This window comes from Proteiniphilum sp. X52 (genome assembly GCF_003712195.1).
In the GTDB taxonomy this organism is placed as follows: Bacteria; Bacteroidota; Bacteroidia; order Bacteroidales; family Dysgonomonadaceae; genus Proteiniphilum.
This window is the reverse complement of record NZ_RDSD01000001.1, coordinates 112,849-133,646: the sequence shown is the minus strand read 5'-3', so window position 1 is coordinate 133,646 and position 20,798 is coordinate 112,849. Positions and strand designations below refer to the sequence as shown.

General features: G+C 44.6%; 19 protein-coding genes and 1 pseudogene. 8 read left to right on the top strand and 12 right to left on the bottom strand.

Annotation, left to right across the window (positions count from 1 at the left end):
* Positions 1 to 22: 22 nt before the first annotated feature.
* Positions 23 to 2,491: an outer membrane beta-barrel family protein gene (locus tag D7D25_RS00410; RefSeq protein WP_122967007.1), complete on the bottom strand. Its 2,469-nt coding sequence runs from the start codon at positions 2,489 to 2,491 to the stop codon at positions 23 to 25.
* A gap of 308 nt (positions 2,492 to 2,799) precedes the next feature.
* Here D7D25_RS00410 and D7D25_RS00405 point away from each other — a divergent pair, with 308 nt between their 5' ends.
* Positions 2,800 to 3,933, top strand: coding sequence for a metallophosphoesterase (locus D7D25_RS00405; RefSeq protein ID WP_122967006.1), 1,134 nt, complete (start codon positions 2,800 to 2,802; stop codon positions 3,931 to 3,933).
* A gap of 3 nt (positions 3,934 to 3,936) precedes the next feature.
* Here D7D25_RS00405 and murF read toward each other — a convergent pair whose 3' ends face one another.
* Both murF and D7D25_RS00395 read right to left on the bottom strand, forming a co-directional pair.
* Positions 3,937 to 5,235 carry a UDP-N-acetylmuramoyl-tripeptide--D-alanyl-D-alanine ligase gene (murF, locus tag D7D25_RS00400; protein WP_122967005.1) on the bottom strand — a complete coding sequence of 433 codons (1,299 nt, stop codon included), beginning with the start codon at positions 5,233 to 5,235 and terminating at the stop codon, positions 3,937 to 3,939.
* Between the two features lie 18 nt (positions 5,236 to 5,253).
* Positions 5,254 to 6,423, bottom strand: a complete 1,170-nt coding sequence (locus D7D25_RS00395) for an aminopeptidase C (RefSeq protein WP_122967004.1) — start codon at positions 6,421 to 6,423, stop codon at positions 5,254 to 5,256.
* 276 nt (positions 6,424 to 6,699) lie between these two features.
* On the opposite strand from D7D25_RS00395, the gene D7D25_RS00390 reads away from it, so the two are divergent.
* The 6 genes and pseudogenes from D7D25_RS00390 to D7D25_RS00355 all read left to right on the top strand — a co-directional run bounded on the left by D7D25_RS00390 (position 6,700) and on the right by D7D25_RS00355 (position 12,735).
* Positions 6,700 to 7,125: a hypothetical protein gene (locus D7D25_RS00390; RefSeq protein WP_185140199.1), complete on the top strand. Its 426-nt coding sequence runs from the start codon at positions 6,700 to 6,702 to the stop codon at positions 7,123 to 7,125.
* Between the two features lie 10 nt (positions 7,126 to 7,135).
* The gene (locus tag D7D25_RS00385; RefSeq protein WP_122967002.1) at positions 7,136 to 7,768 is read left to right on the top strand and encodes a viroplasmin family protein; all 633 of its coding nucleotides are present in this window, start codon (positions 7,136 to 7,138) and stop codon (positions 7,766 to 7,768) included.
* An 820-nt stretch (positions 7,769 to 8,588) separates the two neighbouring features.
* Positions 8,589 to 10,244: a glycosyltransferase gene (locus D7D25_RS00370; RefSeq protein ID WP_122967000.1), complete on the top strand. Its 1,656-nt coding sequence runs from the start codon at positions 8,589 to 8,591 to the stop codon at positions 10,242 to 10,244.
* Between the two features lie 90 nt (positions 10,245 to 10,334).
* Positions 10,335 to 10,658, top strand: coding sequence for a hypothetical protein (locus tag D7D25_RS00365; RefSeq protein ID WP_122966999.1), 324 nt, complete (start codon positions 10,335 to 10,337; stop codon positions 10,656 to 10,658).
* Positions 10,651 to 11,019 (top strand): IS66 family insertion sequence element accessory protein TnpB, encoded by a 369-nt coding sequence (gene tnpB, locus D7D25_RS00360; RefSeq protein WP_185140189.1) that lies wholly within the window; start codon positions 10,651 to 10,653, stop codon positions 11,017 to 11,019. The genes D7D25_RS00365 and tnpB overlap by 8 nt, the downstream gene beginning before the upstream one ends.
* An 89-nt stretch (positions 11,020 to 11,108) precedes the next feature.
* Positions 11,109 to 12,735, top strand: a pseudogene (locus D7D25_RS00355) (IS66 family transposase).
* A 336-nt stretch (positions 12,736 to 13,071) separates the two neighbouring features.
* Here the strand turns inward: D7D25_RS00355 and D7D25_RS18360 are convergent.
* From D7D25_RS18360 to metK, 9 genes are all read right to left on the bottom strand, one after another.
* Entirely contained in the window at positions 13,072 to 13,194 is a 123-nt protein-coding gene (locus D7D25_RS18360) for a hypothetical protein (protein ID WP_255417110.1), read from the bottom strand.
* Positions 13,195 to 13,204: 10 nt separating this feature from the next.
* Positions 13,205 to 13,855: a hypothetical protein gene (locus D7D25_RS00350; RefSeq protein ID WP_122966998.1), complete on the bottom strand. Its 651-nt coding sequence runs from the start codon at positions 13,853 to 13,855 to the stop codon at positions 13,205 to 13,207.
* Positions 13,856 to 14,267: 412 nt separating this feature from the next.
* On the bottom strand, positions 14,268 to 14,969 hold the full coding sequence (locus tag D7D25_RS00340) for a TatD family hydrolase (RefSeq protein ID WP_122966996.1): 702 nt from the start codon (positions 14,967 to 14,969) through the stop codon (positions 14,268 to 14,270).
* Between the two features lie 3 nt (positions 14,970 to 14,972).
* Positions 14,973 to 15,236, bottom strand: coding sequence for a membrane protein insertion efficiency factor YidD (gene yidD / locus D7D25_RS00335; RefSeq protein ID WP_122967332.1), 264 nt, complete (start codon positions 15,234 to 15,236; stop codon positions 14,973 to 14,975).
* A 5-nt stretch (positions 15,237 to 15,241) separates the two neighbouring features.
* Positions 15,242 to 15,643 (bottom strand): ribonuclease P protein component, encoded by a 402-nt coding sequence (rnpA, locus tag D7D25_RS00330; protein ID WP_148038814.1) that lies wholly within the window; start codon positions 15,641 to 15,643, stop codon positions 15,242 to 15,244.
* Positions 15,644 to 15,727: 84 nt separating this feature from the next.
* Positions 15,728 to 16,492: a uroporphyrinogen-III synthase gene (locus D7D25_RS00325; protein ID WP_122966994.1), complete on the bottom strand. Its 765-nt coding sequence runs from the start codon at positions 16,490 to 16,492 to the stop codon at positions 15,728 to 15,730.
* Positions 16,489 to 17,391, bottom strand: coding sequence for a DUF4271 domain-containing protein (locus D7D25_RS00320; protein WP_148038813.1), 903 nt, complete (start codon positions 17,389 to 17,391; stop codon positions 16,489 to 16,491). Before D7D25_RS00320 ends, D7D25_RS00325 begins: the two co-directional genes overlap by 4 nt.
* A 14-nt stretch (positions 17,392 to 17,405) precedes the next feature.
* Positions 17,406 to 18,020 carry a TIGR00730 family Rossman fold protein gene (locus D7D25_RS00315; RefSeq protein ID WP_255417109.1) on the bottom strand — a complete coding sequence of 205 codons (615 nt, stop codon included), beginning with the start codon at positions 18,018 to 18,020 and terminating at the stop codon, positions 17,406 to 17,408.
* A gap of 149 nt (positions 18,021 to 18,169) precedes the next feature.
* Positions 18,170 to 19,474, bottom strand: a complete 1,305-nt coding sequence (gene metK / locus D7D25_RS00310) for a methionine adenosyltransferase (protein ID WP_122967330.1) — start codon at positions 19,472 to 19,474, stop codon at positions 18,170 to 18,172.
* A 304-nt stretch (positions 19,475 to 19,778) separates the two neighbouring features.
* Here metK and D7D25_RS00305 point away from each other — a divergent pair, with 304 nt between their 5' ends.
* Positions 19,779 to 20,795 (top strand): N-acetylmuramoyl-L-alanine amidase, encoded by a 1,017-nt coding sequence (locus tag D7D25_RS00305; protein WP_122966992.1) that lies wholly within the window; start codon positions 19,779 to 19,781, stop codon positions 20,793 to 20,795.
* Positions 20,796 to 20,798 lie beyond the last annotated feature (3 nt).

Sequence of the window (20,798 nt, the reverse complement as noted above, 5' to 3'; positions counted from 1 at the left end):
AAATGGCATGGCTCAAGACTCATTAATTTCCTCCTTGTGGCGGTGCAGTGCCTCCCTGAGAACTTCCATCCTGGTTCTGCATGACATCATCATTACTGATTGTCCGCTGCACTCTTTTCATCGAAGATTTTAAATCACCAAACCGGTAAGTAACACTCAGGTTAAGGCTACGCATAGGATTCAGGAATTTGTTCTTTTGAGTGAACCCGTCCCCGGTGGTTGTGGAAGAAAATTCCCTGTATTTGGAAAAAAGACTCTGCGCGTAAAGGGAGACATCCAGTTTTTTATTAAAAAGACTTTTCATCACATTAAAATTGTAATGATAGAAGGGCGATTGTTTGGTCTGCAACTGCACGCGGCTCGAAAACAGTCCTCCGTTCACACCTACCCTCAGATCTTTGGGAAAGGTGAATGTGAGCCCCCCGAAAGCGCGTCCTGAAAAGCCGCTATTCCTTAATTCACTGTTTTCGGTACTCTGGATATCGGTGTAATTTATCCCCCCGTTGAGATAGGTGCGGATCATCTGAGTGGGAGTCCAACTCAGATACACATTGGTTCCCACCGTATGGTTCCGGCCAATATTGTCGTAAGTGTTATGGGTGACCCCATTCTCGATAAAACTGTAACTCGTCACCGCATTCTGCGCGAAAGAATAGCTGACGGTGGCATTGAAGTTGAGCTTCTGGGAGAAAGAGCCGTAGTTGATATTGAAGTTATGCTGCTGTTCCGCATCGAGGCGTGGATTACCATAACTGATATTGTTGGGATCCACATCATTCACGTAAGGATTCAACACCCATATCCCCGGACGGGAAATACGCATATTGTATCCGCCCCGCAGTGTACGGGTCATCCCCAACTGCCAGGAGAGGGTAGCCGAGGGAACCAGATCGAAGAAATGGGTCTTGACAATCGTATCCTGAGCGGCGCTCATAAAATGGATATCCTGCAGGGTATGTTCAGCCCGTAATCCGACCTTCATTCCCACCTTACCTGTTTTATAGCCATAACCGGCATATCCTGAAGTGATTTTCTGCTGATGTTCGAGGTCATTTTTCCGGCGCGGATCGGGCTTCCATATGCCTTCTTCCACGTCAAACAAAGTATGATCACCCTCACTGGAATTATCCCTGAAAATATACTTCACACCCCCCTCAATACTATGTTTTCCGTTGAGTGGATTCACATAGTCGACCTGTCCGGTATGTTCGTTTCCTCCGGCATTGTTCACACTTTTCATCCGGTATCCGTCGGGATAATAGAACGTCTCTTGCTCATCTATCACATGATCATATTCACTCTCATATTCACTGTCGTTGGGATTACGTTCGAAACGATAAGAAACCGTTAACATTTCCCCTTTTCTTTTGAAGTTTCGCTGATAATCGGCAGACAAATTCATTCCCCCATATTGTGAGGTGCTGTTCGTCCGGGTATCATAGGAGTGCGGGCGCGCGCCTTTGGAAATGGCATTCTGGACACCAATAGAATTGTACTCTCCCCCAAACCGGGAGGCCGACAGGTTGAACAGATTCAACGTGTCGGGTTCATAACTGAGCGCGCCGCTCAGATACAATCCGCCGCCCTTCCCTTTATTGGTTCCGTTGAGCGACAGGATATTTGCCGGATCGGTCTCTTCACGATAGAAAGAAGATTCGGATGCCGGACGTCTGAAATTGTAATATCCGGCATTTCCCGTAAACCCGAATTTGTCGTACTTGGTAGCCAGATATGCATTTCCGCCATAACCGCCAAAAGTGTCGCCATGGACGCCCACGGAACCGGAATAGCCGTCATCGGCCCGTTTGTCGGTGACAATATTGATAATGCCTCCTATCCCTTCCGCATCATACTTGGCACCGGGATCAGTGATAACCTCCACATCTTTCACACTGTTGGCAGGCATACTTTTCAACACCTGTGACGGGTTCGAGGTAATCATATTCGAGGGTTTCCCATTCAGATATATCTTAAAATTAGTGGAACCTTTCAGTTGAATTTCATCCTCCCCGTCCACCGTCACCAGCGGCACTTTACGCAGCAAGTCGAGCACACTGGAAGTGGATGATTCCGGATCGTCCTTGGCGTTGTAGGTCAATTTGTCGATGTCCACCTTCACCAAAGGCGCCTGGGCAGTCACACTGATCTCATCGAGTTCGGTAGAGCTCTCCCTCATCTCGATTTCACCCATGTCAACCGATTTTTGTGACGGGCCGATCTCTACAGGTTTTTCCATCTGATCCATTCCCACAAAATAAAAAGTAAAGACATATTTTCCGGGATCGAGTGAGGTGGAAAACGTACCGTTCTCCTGTGTGGCCAGTTTTTTCACCGCAGTGGCAGGAGCCGCTTCACGTGCCACCGAAATGGTAGCGTAAGGCAGCCCCTTTTGATCGGATGCCGATATCAATTTTCCTCTCACTGTCACGGACTCAGCCCATAATGTTGTCGAGAACAGAATACTCAACAGTAAAACAAATGTTGGTCTCATACGATTACTTTATTTTTTTCATTCCGGCATTTGGAACATTTACCACGCGCGTCTAGTGGTTTTATTTATAAGCCGCTAAAATAAGCATTTAATTGAAAGATACCGAATAAAACAGCGGCTGTTACGAAAATTTAGTAATATGTTTTTTGTTTAGATTTGATTTTTGCATATTTAAACATCAGGGTGTAAAATTATTCCTGAAAAACATTTCACTATGTTCAACTTTTGTTGTACTATTGCAATTCCTTTGTGACTATCGATTGTTTAAAGATAGTCGTCGAAAAAATCATCCTCAAAATTCTCCTGACATGCGCGCGCTGATCAATGCTTTTATCATACATCTTACGCTCAACATATTGGTTTTCCTGAAAGGGTGGAACGCCTTTGAAGGGAAAAAAGCAGCACGCCTCATAATGATTGCCATTTTCGGGACGGAACTGCTGGCCTATTCCATTGGTTTTATTTTTTACCGCCATCTGCCGGAGGCCATCACCCAGTTTATCCGTGTAATGGGTACCAGTTGGATGTTGTTCCTTTTATACAGTGGCGGCATATGGCTGATAATCGACCTGGCGAATGCCATACGCCAAAGAATATCACACAAGCCATGGCGTATAAGGGAACAATCGCAGCGTTTCAAAATAACGACCTATCTCGCCACAATACTGATTGTTGCGGGCATCATGGCCCATGGTCGACACCAATTCATGCATCCGGTAGTGCAACAGGTGCCCGTAACTATCCATAAACCGGCGGGACAAAGGGATTCCCTAAGGATTGCGGTAATCGGTGACCTGCATTTGGGATACATGATCAACAGGCAGCACACAAAACGGTTTGTAGACCTCATCATGGCACAGCAGCCCGATTTGATCCTCTTCGTAGGAGATATTATCGATTCCCATATCGAACCCATACTGCAACAACGGATGGGTGATGAACTGCTGCGTTTGCGCGCTCCTTTAGGGGTATTCTCCTGTACGGGCAATCATGAGTACCGCTACGATGCGGAAGAGAAAATCGCACTATTGAACAATGTGGGGATCACTCTATTGCGCGATTCGGCCGTACTAATAGACAGCACTCTTTACGTGGTGGGACGTGAAGACAAGGTTGTCCCCACCAGGAAACCCCTGAAAAAAATACTTGCCGACCAGTCGGTGGAGATGTCGAAACCGGTGATCGTGCTGAATCATACGCCGGACAATCTGGCCGAGGAAGCGGAAGCTGGAGCAGATATCGCGCTTTACGGACATACACACCACGGGCAGGCCTTTCCGGGGAACATAGCCACGGAGTTTGTTTTTGAGGTTGCCCACGGTTACAAGAAAAAAGGGAACACCCATATCTATGTGACTTCCGGTATCGGGCTCGTCGGCCCCCAATACCGCATCGGCACAGTCTCGGAAATGGTGATGCTGACTGTAAAATTCCGTCAATAATCTTTACAGGCATTCAACCGCCTTCTCCAAATGGACGGAGTGGGACCCTTTCAACAGGATATAGCGATTGGAGACAGGCTCCTTTTTGAGCGTCTCTTTTAACTCCTCCACATCGTCAAACAACCGGAAAGTATCATTCTCCGCGACCGACTTGCTGAAAATGGGACCTACCAGATAAACCTTTTCATAGGGCTGTTCCCGCAAAAACCGTATTATCTTCTCGTGCTCTTCATCACTACTCTCCCCCAACTCTCTCATCTCTCCCAGTATCACCATTTTGGATAACGATGAGGGGATGGAAGAGAAGAACTCCAATGCAGCCCTCATGCTGGTGGGGTTTGCATTATAGGCGTCGATGATGAGGTCGTTTTTTTCAGTGCGCTTGAACTGGGAACGATGGTTTGTAGGCTCATATTCTTCCAGCGCAGCACTGATTCGCCCGGCATTGATCCCGAAGAATTTGCAGACTGCAACCGCCGCGATGGCGTTATCGAAGTTGAATTCGCCTACCAGGCGGGTCTTGACACGGTAAGGGCTATCGAAAAAACTCCAGTCGAATTCGAGGAATGGGGTGGCATTGGCAATCGTGCCCGAAGCAAAGAGCGACGGATCATTCTTGCCGTAAAGTATCCTGTTCATACCTTCCGACCGCTCGTACAGGATCTGGTTGTCTTTGTTCACAAACACTTTTCCGCCTCGCTCGCGGATAAAATCATATAATTCGCATTTGGCGCCGACCAGATTCTCGAAGCTTCCAAATCCCTCCATATGCGCCTTTCCCACATTGGTGATAATTCCATAGTTGGGTTCGGCCATCTCACACAGCTCCCTGATATCTCCCGGGTGACTGGCCCCCATTTCCACCACGCCTATCTCATGCGATTTATTCATGGATAACAATGTAAGGGGAACACCAATATGATTATTGAGGTTTCCTTGGGTATAAGCTACTTTAAATTCTTTCGACAGGGCCACGGCGATCAGTTCTTTGGTAGTTGTTTTCCCATTTGTCCCGGTAATGCCGACAATAGGAATTTTCAACTTCTTGCGGTGCCAATTGGCCAGCTGCTGAAGAGAAAGCAATACATCCTTCACCAGGATGATCCTGTCGTTTTCCCTCTCCGGTGGCTCATCCACAACGGCATAAGCGCATCCTGCCTCGATCGCTTTTTCGGCGAACAGGTTTCCATTAAATCTTTCTCCTTTCAAGGCGAAAAAGATAGAATCCTTGGGACATATCCGCGAATCGGTAGTGACGGAAGGATATTGAAGGAACAGATTGTATAGGGCCGCGGTTTCCATATAGCTTAAGCTAATGATCTATAAACCCAATTTCGCCGCGATGGATGCGGGTATGGCATCCCGATGCAAGACAATACTCAAAGTCTTGTAGCGCACGAACGGATCTGAGGCATACCAAAGACCTTTGTAAGGACCGGTTTCACCCCATGAATTTTTCACCATATAGAACTTGTTTCCATTCTGATCTTTAGCCATACCGTAGATTTGCATGCCATGATCATCGGTAGTCTGATAGTTATCGAACGACTCCTGCCTCATCTCTTGGGTGATCTCTTTTTCCGCAAGCAGTTCAGTCCCCACGCGGGCTCTCAGATTGGCATCCCGTTCGCGGGTAGAGAGCCCGAGCCACTTGGCCTGATCACTCCCCGCATTCTCGGCAGCATTTTCGTCGGGTATAATGGCAATCCCTTCACGTGAAAAACCCGCTTCACTCACATCGGAGGCCCACGCAAGGGTGTATCCCCTCATAATCGCATTCTCCATCACTTCCATCAATTCATCGATAGGAAGATTATAAGAATTAGCCCAGCGCCAGTTATCGGGCACCTCAATTGCAAAAGCCTGGTGGAAAGGGTGGTGCGTAAAGGAAGTCAACGAAATATAATCCTCTTGCCTGAGTCCAAGGAACTCCTTAAAGGTATGCGCGGTGTATTGTTTGCCTTGGTAGGTAAATGTTTCGGGTAAAGGGCCCAGATAAGTATCCAGTATTGCCGAAAACGCGTCGGACCAGACAGGAGAGAGGCTCCGCGCGCCTATAATGCCATCCATATAGCCTTTCAGTACTTTATCCAGCTCGCCGTGATTATGTGTCTCAGAACCGTAATTGAGTCCCCGGTATGCATCCTCCGGCATTATGCCATATTCATTGATGGTCTCCACCACATCGGCGAAAGACCCCCCCGCCGCAAAATTGAGATTGCCATGCAGGCGTGCATATTTTTGCGCCTTGTCTTCATAGTTTCTGCGTACGACATACATTTCAGAGAGATCAAATTCCCCTTTCCCCATACGGATCAGTTCCGACTCTAACATTCCTATACCCGAAAAACTCCAGCAAGTTCCCGAACTGGCCTGATTTTTTACCGGTGTAATAGGATTTTCCTTGATCACTGAAAAGTGATATGCACTTTGTGCCGAAAGGGCTGAGGTCGCCAAAAGAAGAATAAAGACCGCAATCAATCTGTTCATAATAATAGTTCAATTTTTTATCAGTTGTCACATGAAATACATAACGTATGAAGTGCTAATGACGCGCAAGGCACAAATATACCATAAATCGGAGAATTACCGCTGTTTTTTGCACAACGATTTCCATAAAAAGTCAAAAAAGAGGTATCTTTACGGACTCAAATATAAAGAAAGTCGAGAGGTAAGCTAAACTTGCTTAAGCTTACCCGAGGCGCGTCTTATATTCTACACATAAATTATTTTGATATGGATGATTTAAAGCCTACTAAAAAAAGAATGCGCAAGGGACTATTATGGTTCCTCGGAATATTGATATTCGCCCTCGGAATTTTCATTTACGTACGTTTCTATTATGTATTTGGAACGGGGGTAAAATCGGGGGAGTTGAACTATCTTGTCTACAAAGGGGTTATCTTTAAAACCTACGAGGGTAAACTGATCCAGTCGGGATTCCGGGCCGACAAACCGGGTGGGTTACAGTCGAATCAGTTTGAATTCTCGGTAGAGGACAAAAAAATTGCGGAACAACTGATGACATCCGGCGGCAAGAATGTGCAGTTGCATTACAAAGAGTATTTCGGCGCGTTGCCCTGGCGGGGATATACCAAATTCATCGTGGACAGCATCGTCATGATAGAGGAGAAACCCCGCCATCAGGAACTGGAAGAGGAGTTAACCCCCTATATCCTCGAATCGATGTGAGGCCCGGTCGATGGCGAAAAAGAAGTTCTACGTCGTTTGGAAAGGGGTGAAACCAGGGATTTACCATTCCTGGGATGATTGTAAAGCACAGGTTTCCGGTTTCGAGAGCGCCCTCTACAAATCGTTTTCCACTCTTGAGGAAGCGGAAAAGGCTTTCTCGGGAAACCCATGGAAGTCCCTACAGCCCCGACAGCAAAAAAAGCCGGCTTCAGGCAGAGCATCCAAGCCCGCGGAAAAATTCCTCCCGGAAAGTATCGCGGTCGATGCCGCCTGCAGCGGAAACCCGGGTTTAATGGAATATCGCGGAGTATTTGTGGCGGACAGGACAGAGATCTTCCACATGGGGCCAATGGCAGAGGGAACAAACAATATCGGTGAATTCCTCGCCATTGTACATGCACTGGCGCTGCTCAAACAGAGAGGCAGCACCATCCCCGTCTATTCCGACAGTGTGAATGCCATCAAATGGGTGGCAAACAAAAAATGCAACACCAAATTAGCGCAAACCACCGCAAACAGACCGGTCTTTGACCTGATCGAACGTGCTGAGGCCTGGCTCAGAGCCAACAGCTATCCCAACCCGATCCTGAAATGGGAAACAAAATTATGGGGTGAGATCCCCGCTGATTTCGGAAGAAAATGATTTCCTGAGGCGATCTCCTGAAAGACCGACAGCTTTTATGCGGATTTTCCAAATCGTCAGTTTGATATCCACAATCGCCCAGCTCCATCAAACAGGCCAATGGAAGGAGGCGGATTCGTGTCCAAATCGCAAAGTCGCGCTACTTTCTTTTTTTGTCAGGCAAGTATCAGCGGTATTGAATTGACATTACATAGTTTTAAATTTTATCCTTAGGCGGGGTAAGGCGTAACCCTCATATTGTGGAGAGCAGCAGCGGTTGCAAATACTGTTTGGATGAACTGATTTTTTCTCAAACGGCACTCATCATTGACAATTCTCAGTTTTTTGCATTCCCGATGGGGTGCTCCACACGTACTCTGAATGATGATACTTTTTGGTTTTGGGCTTTTTGTTCTTGGCTAGGAGATTTCCTTTGGTTTTTTCGGATTGTTTGTAAAGCCTTTATATTTGTGGTGGATTCATACCCCGATTTTGCAAACTGACTTTGGCAGACAATCCGTATTGAACGCCGCTCAAGAAACATAAGAGTTCGAAGAGGAAATTTATTATACTTTGACGAAAGACCCGCTTCTTCCGTTAGTATATTTATTGGCCTAAAGTGATGTAAACTATCACTAAAAGGGTTTATTCAAGCAAAAAAAGGATTTATAGAGGAAATATATAAAAAAATTACCTTCCATATAAAAACAACGGTTTTATATCGTTTTCTCATTTTCAGGGAAAATGGTAACTTTGCAACACCTGGGAAAATAAAGTCCGATTAATGAGGAGGCTAGACCATCTTATTTTTTCTTAACTTGCAAAACTACAATCATTAGTGATGGAAGAGAAAAAAACAGTAATCTTATATGTTACCCATAGAATTGATGAAACAATTATAGAGAGATACGTAAATATTAAAAACTCTGTAAAAAATATGAGTGACGTTTTTCTTCTTTTTAATAAAGAGGAAGAAAATGTTGATATACCGGAAGGGATCATTCCTTATTATTTTGATGTTGAATCTTTAAACAATTTGTGTTATGAACCAATCAAAGAAACAATTATACCCGGAAGCAACCACTTTGCTGTATTGCAATTTTTTAAAGATTACCCTACATATGATTATTATTGGAATATAGAATATGATGTCTATTTTACGGGAGAATGGGATTATCTGTTTTCTTCGTTTGACCATATTGATGCTGATTTTCTTTCATCTCACATAGAGAGGTTTAAAGATTTTCCCAATTGGTATTGGTGGCATTCATTCCATTTAAACGATGTCGATTTACCTTTGTCACAGATGATTAAATCTTTTAATCCGATTTACCGGATTTCAAAAGGTGCATTGAAGCTTTTGAATAATACATTAAAGGGGGGAAGAAGTTGGGGACATCACGAAGTTTTCATCCCGACAGTTTTGAACTATTTTGGAATGAAAATCATCGATTTTGGGGGGCATGGAGAATTCGTTATTCCAGGTAATGAAGAAAAGTTTTATTCATCTCAGGGTCACAATAATGGTTCGATGCGCTATCGACCTGCTTATTATGAAAATGAAGTTACAGAAATTAACAAATTATACCATCCGGTAAAATCTCATGAGAGTCCTGAAATCTTATCTGTTATTGTTACATATAATGGTGAAAATTGGATTAAATCATGTCTTTCATCTTTAGAAGAATCGTCATACAAAACAAAAATCTTAGTTATTGACAATGCTTCCCAAGATTCCACGATCAAAATATTAAAAACAGAATATCCGCACATAACCTTAATAGAGAATACGAAAAATATAGGGTTTGGCCAAGCCAATAATCTCGGATTTCAATATGCATTGGATAACAATTACGACTATGTATTACTTGTTAATCAAGACGTACGTGTAGAAAAACAAATGATAAGAGAGTTAATAGATTGTTTTTCTTACATTTCGAATTATGGGATATTGAGTCCCCTTCATTTAACGGGTGATGGGCTCGACCTTGATAAAAACTTTTTTAGATACATTTCGTCGGGGGCCCCAATATTTATCAAAGACCTTATTTTGAATAAAATAAGATCACGTGTATATTCATGTAATTTTATTAATGCGGCTATTTGGTTGGTATCTATAGAATGCATTCGGAGAGTTGGAGGATTTGATCCTTTATTTTTTCACACAGGGGAAGATGTGGATTACTGTAACAGAGTTATATACAAAGGATTGAATATTGGATTCTCACCTTATGCAAAAGCTTTTCACGCACGGGAAAATCGTATTATTCCCGATTTGAGATTTGAGAGATACTACCATAAATATATACTTTCTATTGCTCATTTGAAGAACCCTAATTTAAACATAAATTATAATCGTTATGTATTTTATATACTAAAAGAAGCCATAAGTAGCCTTTTACGATTAAATTTATATGATTTCAAATCAAATTTTAAAATTGCTTACAAGTTATTTTCGATAAGAAAGAAAGTATTGAAAAACAGAATATTGAATTGAGAACCGTAAGCATTCGAACAAATACACCTTTTAAACCTTGGGGTTTGGTTGTAGCTTTGCAGTAGCATATACAATCAAACCTCAATTATTATGAATAGATCCGAATTTGAAGAATTGGAACTGCAGGTTCAACAAAGCGACCTGCCATTGAAGTTGTACCTGCAACAGATAGGTGTAAGTTATTCAACCTATCACTACTGGCGTAAAAAATGTTCTGCCGAAAAAGACAGTCTCAAACAGGAATTGGCTCCCATCAGCTTCAAACAACCAACCGCGGAATTGACCTTGGGTGAACAGGTGTCGCAGGGTGTGGCCTTACTGTTTCCCAACGGACTCCGTGCCCACTTCGGGAGCGGATCAGAGAAACTGTTGATGAAACTGTTAACCCATAGTCTCGAAGGCGGCCATGTTTAGCCTGAACGACACGATGCGCCACTTTCCGTGTCCCGGCAGGACGGATATGCGCAAGGGCATCAGTTCGCTGTGCGGACTGGTGCATGAGAAGATGAGGAGCGAAGTGAGGAACGGCGACGTGTTCATCTTTGTCGGCTCCGGGCGCAAACTCATGAAACTGCCTCATGCCGAAGACGGTGGCATGGTGATGTACGTCAAACGGCTGGAGGCGGGGCGCTTCAAATTGCCGGAATACGACCCTGAATCAAACAGCTATCCCATGGAATGGCGCGACCTGGTGATGATGGTCGAGGGCATCCGGGAGAATCCGCGGCAAAGGCTCCGGCGACTCAGGGCTGAGCGTAAGGAGTACCATGTGTGACCTGCTTTTTTCTTGAACAAAAGTACGGATAATATTTGTGTAATCCACTAACAATTAGTATATTTGCATCAATAAAAAAGAGACAGGCAATGGACGGAAAGGATATATTACTCAAGACGATAGAAGAGCTGAATGCCTCCATTGCCTCATTGTCCGCCACCAATAAAAAACAAGCGGAGCAGAATGAAAAACTGCGGGAACGTGTCAGGGAGTTGACGGCCCGGGTCGCATGGCTGAACCGCCAACTCTTTGGGCGTAAATCGGAAAAGCTTCCCGTCTACGACCCCGGCATGCCGGATCTCTTTGCGGATGAATTTGCCGGTCTACAACGACAGGCAGAAGAAAAGCGCGACGAGGCTGTGGAAAAGATAGAAAAGGAATCCGCTGAGGAAAAGAAACAGAAGCGGCAGAACCGAAAAATGATAGAAGACCTGCCTGTACTTGAAACCGAGGTGATTGAACCGGATGGCGTGGACCTGTCCTTATACCGCGGAATGGGTGAAGAGGTAACCCGGGTTGTCAAACACAAGCCGGGGATGCTCTATGTAAAGGAAATCATCCGCCCCAAATATGCGCTCAAGGACAACACGCGGCTTCCTCCCGGGGGGGCGGAAAGGAGTGGAGATTGCCCCCATGCCGTCGATGCCTGTCGACAAGTGCATCGCCGATGCCACTCTGCTTGCCGAGATACTGCTCCAGAAGTATGAATATCACGTCCCGTTCCACCGTCAGATACAGCAATACCGGCATCTTGGGATGAAAGGCCTTACGGAAAGCACGCTGGACGGATGGTTCAAGAAAACGGTGGAGCTGCCGCAGCCTCTGTATGAGGTGCTTAAGCAAGAAGTCTTTTCCTGTGACCATGTGCGGGCGGACGAGACCACCGTTCCGGTCATCAACAGGGAAAAGCACAAGGCCGACAAGGAATACTTATGGATGGTCAGGTCGGTCATGGAGAAACCGGTCATCTTCCATTACGACAAGGGATCGCGGGCCGGAGCGGTCATCGAATCCCTGGCAAATCAACACCACTTCAAGGGATATCTTCAATGCGACGGTTTTGCAGGCTATGAAACAGCCTTCAAGACCAACCCCGACGTGCGGCCGGTCAACTGCCTGGCGCATATCCGCCGCCATTTTGAACAGGCCCTTGATGAAAACAGGGAGATGGCCGGACATGGGCTGACCCGGATACAGCACGTCTATCAGATAGAGCATGGCTGCAATGAAGCGGGCTTGTCGTACGGTGAGCGCAAGATGAAGCGTCAGGAACTGGCCCGTCCCATCCTGGAAGCCATGAAGGCATGGATGGAAACGGAAGGCATCAAGTACAGCCCCAACTCACAGGCCGGCAAAGCCATCACATATGCCTATACCCGATGGGACAACATGATGCGATGCCTGGAAGACGGACGCCTGCTTTGGGACAACAATCTGGCGGAAAATGTCATCCGCCCCATCACACCGGGACGAAAGAATTACCTCTTCCGCGGTAACCACGAGGCGGCTGTCAACATGTCTGTAATCTGTTCCCTGCTGGCTACCTGCAAGGCACACGATGTGAATCCGAGGGATTACCTGAATGACATCATTGCCCGAATGCCTTATCATAAAAAGGCCACGCATGAGGAACTCCTGAATCTGCTTCCGCACAAATGGAAGTTGCAACATCCGGAAAGTGTGCTGACCAGACAAACTGCAGAATCCGGTAACTAACCCAAGCTGCAAGATATAGGTTCAACAAAACAATAGCGACTGCAACTATTAGGTTCATAGTGACAGTCGCTATTGTTATATATAAAGGTTTAATACCTGTAGTTTATCGAATGCTTACTGGACTTCCGCGGCTGGATGATCCATGTGCTTGCGCATATCCATGATTACGACAACGACTACTCAAGGGACCTGGCGGAACTGTTACCCGACAGGTGGGTGCAGGAAAAGTCCTAAAAACTCCAAACCGACTCCGAATGTTTTACAACTTTTTTGGAAGTAATCTTGCATGAATTTTTAAAAAGGTACAAACAATACGGGGTACACCGAATGCTTACATTACAACAGCGCCACCCATTTCACCCAATAGGTGGGCATACGGTCGATTATGGCTTGTACTTCTTCGGATTTGGTATGTAGGTGATTTTTCTCGTTTGTTTGAGATAGCCTGTCTTCTTTCATTCAGTTACAATCAATTTTTGATAATTCTATTTCTATCTATGAAATAAATACTCCAAAATGCAATAGTTGAGAATAGTATTGGTATTTTAAAGGTAAAAGGATAAAATGAATAATGCTTAAAATAAAAAGGAAAATGAAAAAAATCGACATCAATATATCCATTGATATAATTGACTCTCAATGTTAAATTTACAAGAAGAATTAATGCTATCCAAAGCCAACGATATTTAACTTTTTTAAAAAAAACGAAACCTAGCGTAAACAAAACTATCAAGTTGACAATTGTCAAATTAACATAATAAGCTGTTGTAACAAATGAAAGTGGATATTTTGTTATGAAAGGCGTATTATAAGGCTTTAATTCTAATGTAATATTATGAACGTCCTCATATTTACTTAAGTCAAAATATTTTGTCTCGTAGCCTTCTTTAATCACTAAGACTTCTAATTTATCACTTCGTGACCCAGGTCCGAATAAATTTAGCCTAAACTTACCTAACGAATCACTATATATCGTAAGGCGTTCAGAAGTAATTATCTTTGCATTCGTTATCATCTGCCCATCTACATCGCTAATCACTTTTCCTGAGACAACATATGTTCGGTCACAAGAACTCAAGACAATGAGTACTATAGCTGTAATAATAAAGTATATTTTCATATTGGGTATTTAAAATTGTATATCTTCTAGCCACTTTAACATAGACTGAAAAAAATGTCGGATTGTTTATTTAATGAGCGTGTTTGACCGTTCTCGTTCTCCTCAAAAAAAACTTTTTTCTGGTTCATTAAAGCTGTGATCTACATTGGGAATAACAACAATTGAAAAATTTGTTTTTTTATGAGTGTTGACTATTTTCTTTGAGTTTTCAATACTTCCTTTTATGTCAATATTTATATCTTTTTCTGCAAACAGCATCAAAGTAGGACAATCAATTTTAGAATAATAGTATTCCGGATTCAATTTTAAATAATTTATGTCTAAAGGAGCATACAAGGCTACATTTATAAATAAATAAACAACGTATCTCTATCTGGAAAACATTAGAAATCAAACCGGTAACACAAAGTTTTCAGTCCTCCGCTTCTTCTTCGTCGGGATAATAAGGTGTAGGGGGTTGAAGCGTGGGAAATATGCGGCGCACATTCCCGGCGACCTTTTCTGCAAATTCCTCTATATTCATATTCAAGGCGCGGGAAGTCTGCAGATAGACCTGACGAATGGGCATCTCTCCCTCATCCGTCTCACAGAATAGGGAGTCGAGGGGAATCAGTTGCATGGAATCCACATTGATATTGTCTCCTATGGAAAAAAGGAATCCTTCCCTGACAAGTTGTTCGGTAAGTTCCGGTTTGCTACGGTAACCATGGATGATCCATGGCTGGGTGGGCTTCACCTCTCTTCTGACCCGTATCAGCTCTTCCCACGCCTTTACGCAATGAATGATTACCGGCTTCGACAATTTTTCAGAGAGTTCGATATGCTTTTTAAAAACAGGTATCTGCAGGTCGAATGAAGGCCCTTTTAACCTATCCAGACCCGTTTCCCCTATAGCAATGATACGGGGATTGGATGCAATTTCTGACAGATAGGCCATCTGGTTATCGCTCTCTTCCGAGTACCAGGGATGGATGCCGCACGAAAAAGCGTGACGCGAATAGGATTCTTTGGCTACTTCAAATTCAAGGGGATAGACATCGAAGATACACGAGTGATAAGGATCATCGCTATCCTCAATAAAGATTTGATGGGTATGTACGTCGTAAAATTCCATATTTTAATTGACCTCTGCTTTCGACTTTCGCTTTTTCAGCTTGGGATCAGGCACGGGATCATATCCGGATCCTCCCCAGGGGTTACAACTGATAACACGCTTGACAGACAAATAGAACCCCCTAAAAGGTCCATGTTTCTTAAGCGCCTCTATTGTGTATTGGGAACAGGTAGGCGTATAACGGCAACTCGGCGGCGCAAGCGGAGAAATGACAGCCCGGTAGAAATAGACCGGCAGAAGCAAGATCCACGTCAGCACGTTCTTGATTATTTTCAGCACTGTTTACTTTCCTCAATCCGGTAATTCAATTCTTTCATAGCTTTCCGCATCCCCTTCTCCACAGTAGCATAATCACAGGGCTTATCTGCCACACAGACAAATGCCACATCCCAATGTTTGTCTTTCTCCCTTTCCCGGGAGAGAAACAGATGCTTATTGAGCCGATAGGCCTCTCTCGTGAGCCGCTTCATCCGATTACGGTCAACTGCCGACTTCATCCTCTTCTTGGGGATGGAAATAAGTATCGACAGCGGTATCGTCCTGTTTTGCATCGTCTCCAGATATACTATCCGAAAGGGGTACGACAAAAAAGACCGCCCCCGCGCAAAGAGTTCTTCAATTCTTTTTTGGCCTGTTACCCGCTCTTTCTTTGTAAACCTGAAGCGTTGTTCCATATAATATATGCAATCCTCCGAAAGCAATTACATCGACAAAGATAATTGTTTTTGGAATCAATCGTTACAGATTCGAGAAAAAAATCAAGCCCAATGTTTGTGGTTTTCTTTCAGGAAAGCTTCCAACGCGGCAGCCATGGAAGGATAATCGGGTTGCGGAGCTTCGCAATCGAGTCTCAGACCTGCATCTATCACCGCTCTCGCCGTAGCATTGCCAAAGCATCCTATGGCTATGTCCCCCTGTGTAAAGTCGGGGAAATTCTTCAATAAGGATTGTATCCCCAACGGACTGAAGAAGATCACCATATCGTAATCGAACTTCTCATCTTTATCGAATTCATTACTTACCGTCCTATACATCACACTCTTGGTATAGTTTATCTTCTTCTGATCAAGGAAATTGGTCACTTCATCATTATGTTCTTCGGGAACAGGAAAAAGAAATTTTTCTTTCCCATGTTTGGTAAAAGCGTTATTTAATCCGTCGATCTTGCCGGTCTGACTAAAAAAAATCTTCCGTTTGCGATAGACAATATACTTCTGCAGATAGAGCGCAACGGTCTCCGAAATACAAAAATATTTCATGGTTTCAGGAATGACAATCTTCATCTCTTCACAAATCGAGAAAAACTTATCGACCGCCGTTCTTGCTGTGAAAATGACCGCCGTGAAATCCAATATATTGATGCGTTGCTGACGGAATTCTTTCAACGAGACCCTCTCCACTTTAATCAAGGGGTAGAAGTGGGTATCTACATGAAACTTTTCCGCTATTTCGTAATAGGGCGATTTCTCGCTACTCGGTTTAGGTTGCGATATGAGAATTTTCTTTACTTTCCGCGCGTTCATATAATGTTATCTCCTGCAATAGTTATGGCAAAAAGCACCCCTTTATACAATAGCAAATAAGGTGCGATTTCAATGCCGCAAAGATAGACAAAAAAATAGAAAGGGCCGATCTTATTTTTAACAAAAATATTTAATAACTCAATGTAAATGACCAGGCGACTGATAAAAAAAAGCACAATAAGGCCTATCAGTATAATATTTCTAACTTCGTGTAAATAAACATAAAAAACGACCGGGAGAAAGAACACCATTCCGAGCAACTCCATCATCCGGGAATAGAAAACAGACCAACCCTTCATCTGGTTCTGCAAAAAGAAAGTGCCGATCAATCGGTAACCCGTGATTTTCAGATAGACCAACAGGGCAAGGCTCACAAAAATTCCAATAAAACCCAGCACCTGGGTTTTGGTGGAAAAAAGCGAAAATCCCTGGCTCCACAGCCATGAAAAAATCAGAATGGAGAAAATCAGGATAGTCTGAAGGAGCAGATAGAATTCCCCCCATGCCTCCGTCTTGGTTACCTGGCTTTTATGTACGGATGAAACAGGCTTTCCGGGGGAAAACACACTCTTAAAATTACTTTTCAATGCTGTCCCTTCCCATCGAAAAATGAAAGCGAATACCATAAAGCTAAAGAGAAAGAGGAGAAAAAAAACAGAGTGTATCCAGGGAGAAAAAGGCAGTGGCACACCCATGGTTCCGCCCGGTAACAACTGTGCGGAGAGGGTTGTCCCCTCTTCAAAATTGAAGAAAAGCCGGGTACTGTCAGTGGGAAAAAGGTCATACTGTCCGAAAGTCATCGCCCATGACTCCGGGACAACCTGCCCCACTTCAGCCCCCAAATAATAAGGAAAAGTGTCGCGGATAGTATCTGAAACCAGTATCATCCCTTCCAGCACAATGCGGTCATTGGTTAGTCGTATTTAGTATAATCATTACTCCAGTCGGGAATAGCCCCGATAAGAGCGACAGCCTCTTGGGGAGTGGTCGCCACCTGCCACAACTCCCGATAGACCTCCTTCATGAACTTTTCACTGATCATCTTCTCCAAAAACGAGAGCAACGGCTGGTAGTAGTTGTTGATATTTAAAACAATAACCGGTTTTTGGTATAAACCCAGCTGTCTCCAGGTGATGATTTCTGCCAACTCTTCCAACGTCCCCACTCCACCGGGGAGAGCGATTACCCCATCGGCCGATTTCACCATGGCAGCCTTTCGCTCGTGGATGGTTTCGGTGATAATTGTTTCGGTAAGGTGGGCGTGTCCCCAACCGGCATCGACCATGAATTGCGGGATAATACCTTTCACCCTGCCGCCGTTTTTCAGCACGGCATCATTCAAAGCCCCCATCAGACCTTGTCTTCCGGCTCCATTGACACAGGTGATGCCATTCTCCGCGAATAACGCCCCCAATTTCGAAGCAGCATCAAAATAAAGCGGGTCGATTTCCGCACTGGACGCGCAATAAACCACTACTTCCTTTTTTCCGTTTTCCATATTTTTAGAAGCTTTTTTGAATTTTTTCATCCATTGTTTTTTAGCCATTTTTTGATGGATTTGGATTTTCATTGATTGATATGTGACGGGCCACTTAAAGGAAATGAAAGTTCAAAGGCGCGAAAAAGGGCAAAAAACAATATGAAACCGACATGTTTAAAATAATCATCCCACTCCTTCTACAGGCCAAACTCCTTTTTGATCTTGTCCACATAATCCAGTTTCTCCCAGGTAAACAGCTCCACTTCAAGCCGCACAGGCTCCGGCATATACCGCGAATTGAACACCTTCTTCACTACTTTTGGCTCGCGTCCCATATGTCCATACGACGCTGTTTCCCGGTAAATCGGGTTACGCAGTTTCAATCGCTGTTCAATGGCCTTCGGACGCAAATCGAACAACATTCCAATTTTTTTCGCGATCTCCGCGTCTGAAAGACTTACATTGCTTTTTCCAAAGGTATTGACGTAGATATTCATCGGTTCAGCCACGCCGATGGCGTAAGAGACCTGGATCAGCATCTCCTGGGCGACACCCGCCGCCACCATGTTCTTGGCGATATGCCGTGCCGCATAGGCTGCCGAACGGTCCACTTTTGAAGGATCCTTCCCCGAGAAAGCGCCTCCTCCATGGGGGGCTTTTCCTCCGTATGTATCCACAATAATTTTCCGGCCTGTCAATCCGGTATCCCCATGCGGACCGCCAATCACAAATTTCCCTGTGGGGTTCACATGATAAGTAATATCCCCGTCAAACAGTTTGTGCACATCTTTTCTCTTTCTGTATTGCGCCTGTACCCTCGGTATAAGGATTGACTTCACATCCGATCTTATCCGTGATTGCATCCTTCTGTCAGCTTCAAGCGCCGCCTCCTTCGTATTGCCCCTCGGCTGTTCAAATTCATCATGCTGCGTTGAGATCACAATGGTATCAATGCGCTGGGGCACTCCCTCTTCATTATACTCAATCGTCACTTGCGACTTGGCATCAGGACGCAGGTAAGGCATCAGCTCCGGCTCATTTTTCCTGATATTGGCCAGTTCCTGCAATAAGGCATGGCTCAGGTCGATAGAGAGAGGCATGTAATTTTCCGTCTCATCTGTAGCATACCCAAACATCATCCCTTGGTCGCCGGCCCCCTGATCCATGGGATCGGCCTTCTGATCCACACCCCGGTTGATGTCGTCCGACTGTTCATGTATACTGGAAAAAACGCCACATGATAGCGCTTCGAAACGATATTCGCTTTTGGTATAACCGATCCCGGCAATCACTTCACGTGCCACTTCGGCCACATCGACATATGTTTTTGATTTTACTTCGCCGGCCAACACAACCTGTCCGGTTGTCACCAGGGTTTCGCACGCTACTTTTGAATCACGGTCGTATGCTAAAAACTCATCAAGCAAAGCATCCGATATCTGATCGGCTACTTTATCGGGGTGCCCTTCCGACACCGATTCGGAGGTAAAAAAATAATTCATCTTTAATCTGATAAAAATTAGAAGAACCGAAGCAATGAAGAGAAAGGAAAATGCGGAAAAGCGTTTTAGCATTTTTTTCTGTGGTTGCAAGCAGTTCAAATCTGTCCACACTCATTATGTCGCCTGCAAAGGTAGTAATAAAACAGGAAGGAAGTTTCGAATAAAGGTTAAAATGTATTATCTGTTCTTCCTATGAGAGGGAAAGAGAAATAAAATAACTATTTTTGGCGGCAATCAGGACAAAATATTTTTACGCCTCTCGTTGTTATTTTTTGGTCACGGGGTGAAACGATGAGTTTTGTGTATGAAGATTTATTTTTTTCGCGGCAGTATTATATGGATATTCTTAGTGGGAGTCTTTTCGTTAACGGCACAAGACATGGCCTACCCTGTGGAGGGTGACGGGGTGCTCTCTTTCCTGCGCCGGTGGAACAGGATCAACGATTCGTATGTGCGGGAGTTTATGGAACTGAATGCGGACAGGCTTAATGCCCAGGGTGGACTGGAATTGGGTACGGTTTACCTGATCCCACCCCTCCATCCGGGGGACGAGTACCCGCCTTCCAAAGAAATAGCAAGCGGTGGAACCGATCCCGCCATTTTTGGAAAAAAACTAAGCGAGATCACACTGCAGTCCGATCGGTTGAAAGATGCTTGTTTTTATATCATCAGCGGGCACGGAGGGCCCGACCCGGGGGCTATTGCCAAGATAGGCAACAGGGTGTTGCATGAAGACGAGTATGCGTACGACATGGCCTTACGGCTTGCCCGTAATTTGATGATGGAAAGCGCCACAGTATACGTGATTATTCAGGATCCAAACGACGGAATCCGAGACGAAATGTACCTGGACAACAGTTCTAATGAGACATGCATGGGTGAACCAATTCCCAGGGATCAACTCGACCGGCTAAAACAACGTGTGGACAAAGTAAACGAGTTGTACCAGAGAGACAAAGGGGAATTTAAATATATCCGTGCCATCGACATCCATGTAGACAGCCGTAACAAGGGAAAACGTATCGATGTCTTTTTCTACCATTCCGACGACAAGCATTCCAAATTACTTGCGACTACCATGCGCGACCTGTTCCGCGTAAAATATGACACGCATCAGCCCGGCAGAGGATTCGGAGGATTTGTAGAACAACGCAACCTCTATGTGCTCCGCCATCTGAAACCACCGTCCATTTTAGTCGAAACAGGAAATATCCAAAACGAATTTGACCGCCGGCGTATCCTTTCAAGCAACAATCGCCAGGCATTGGCCAATTGGATGGCACAGGCGTTTATGGAAGATTACAAGAAATCGGTCCGGTGAACA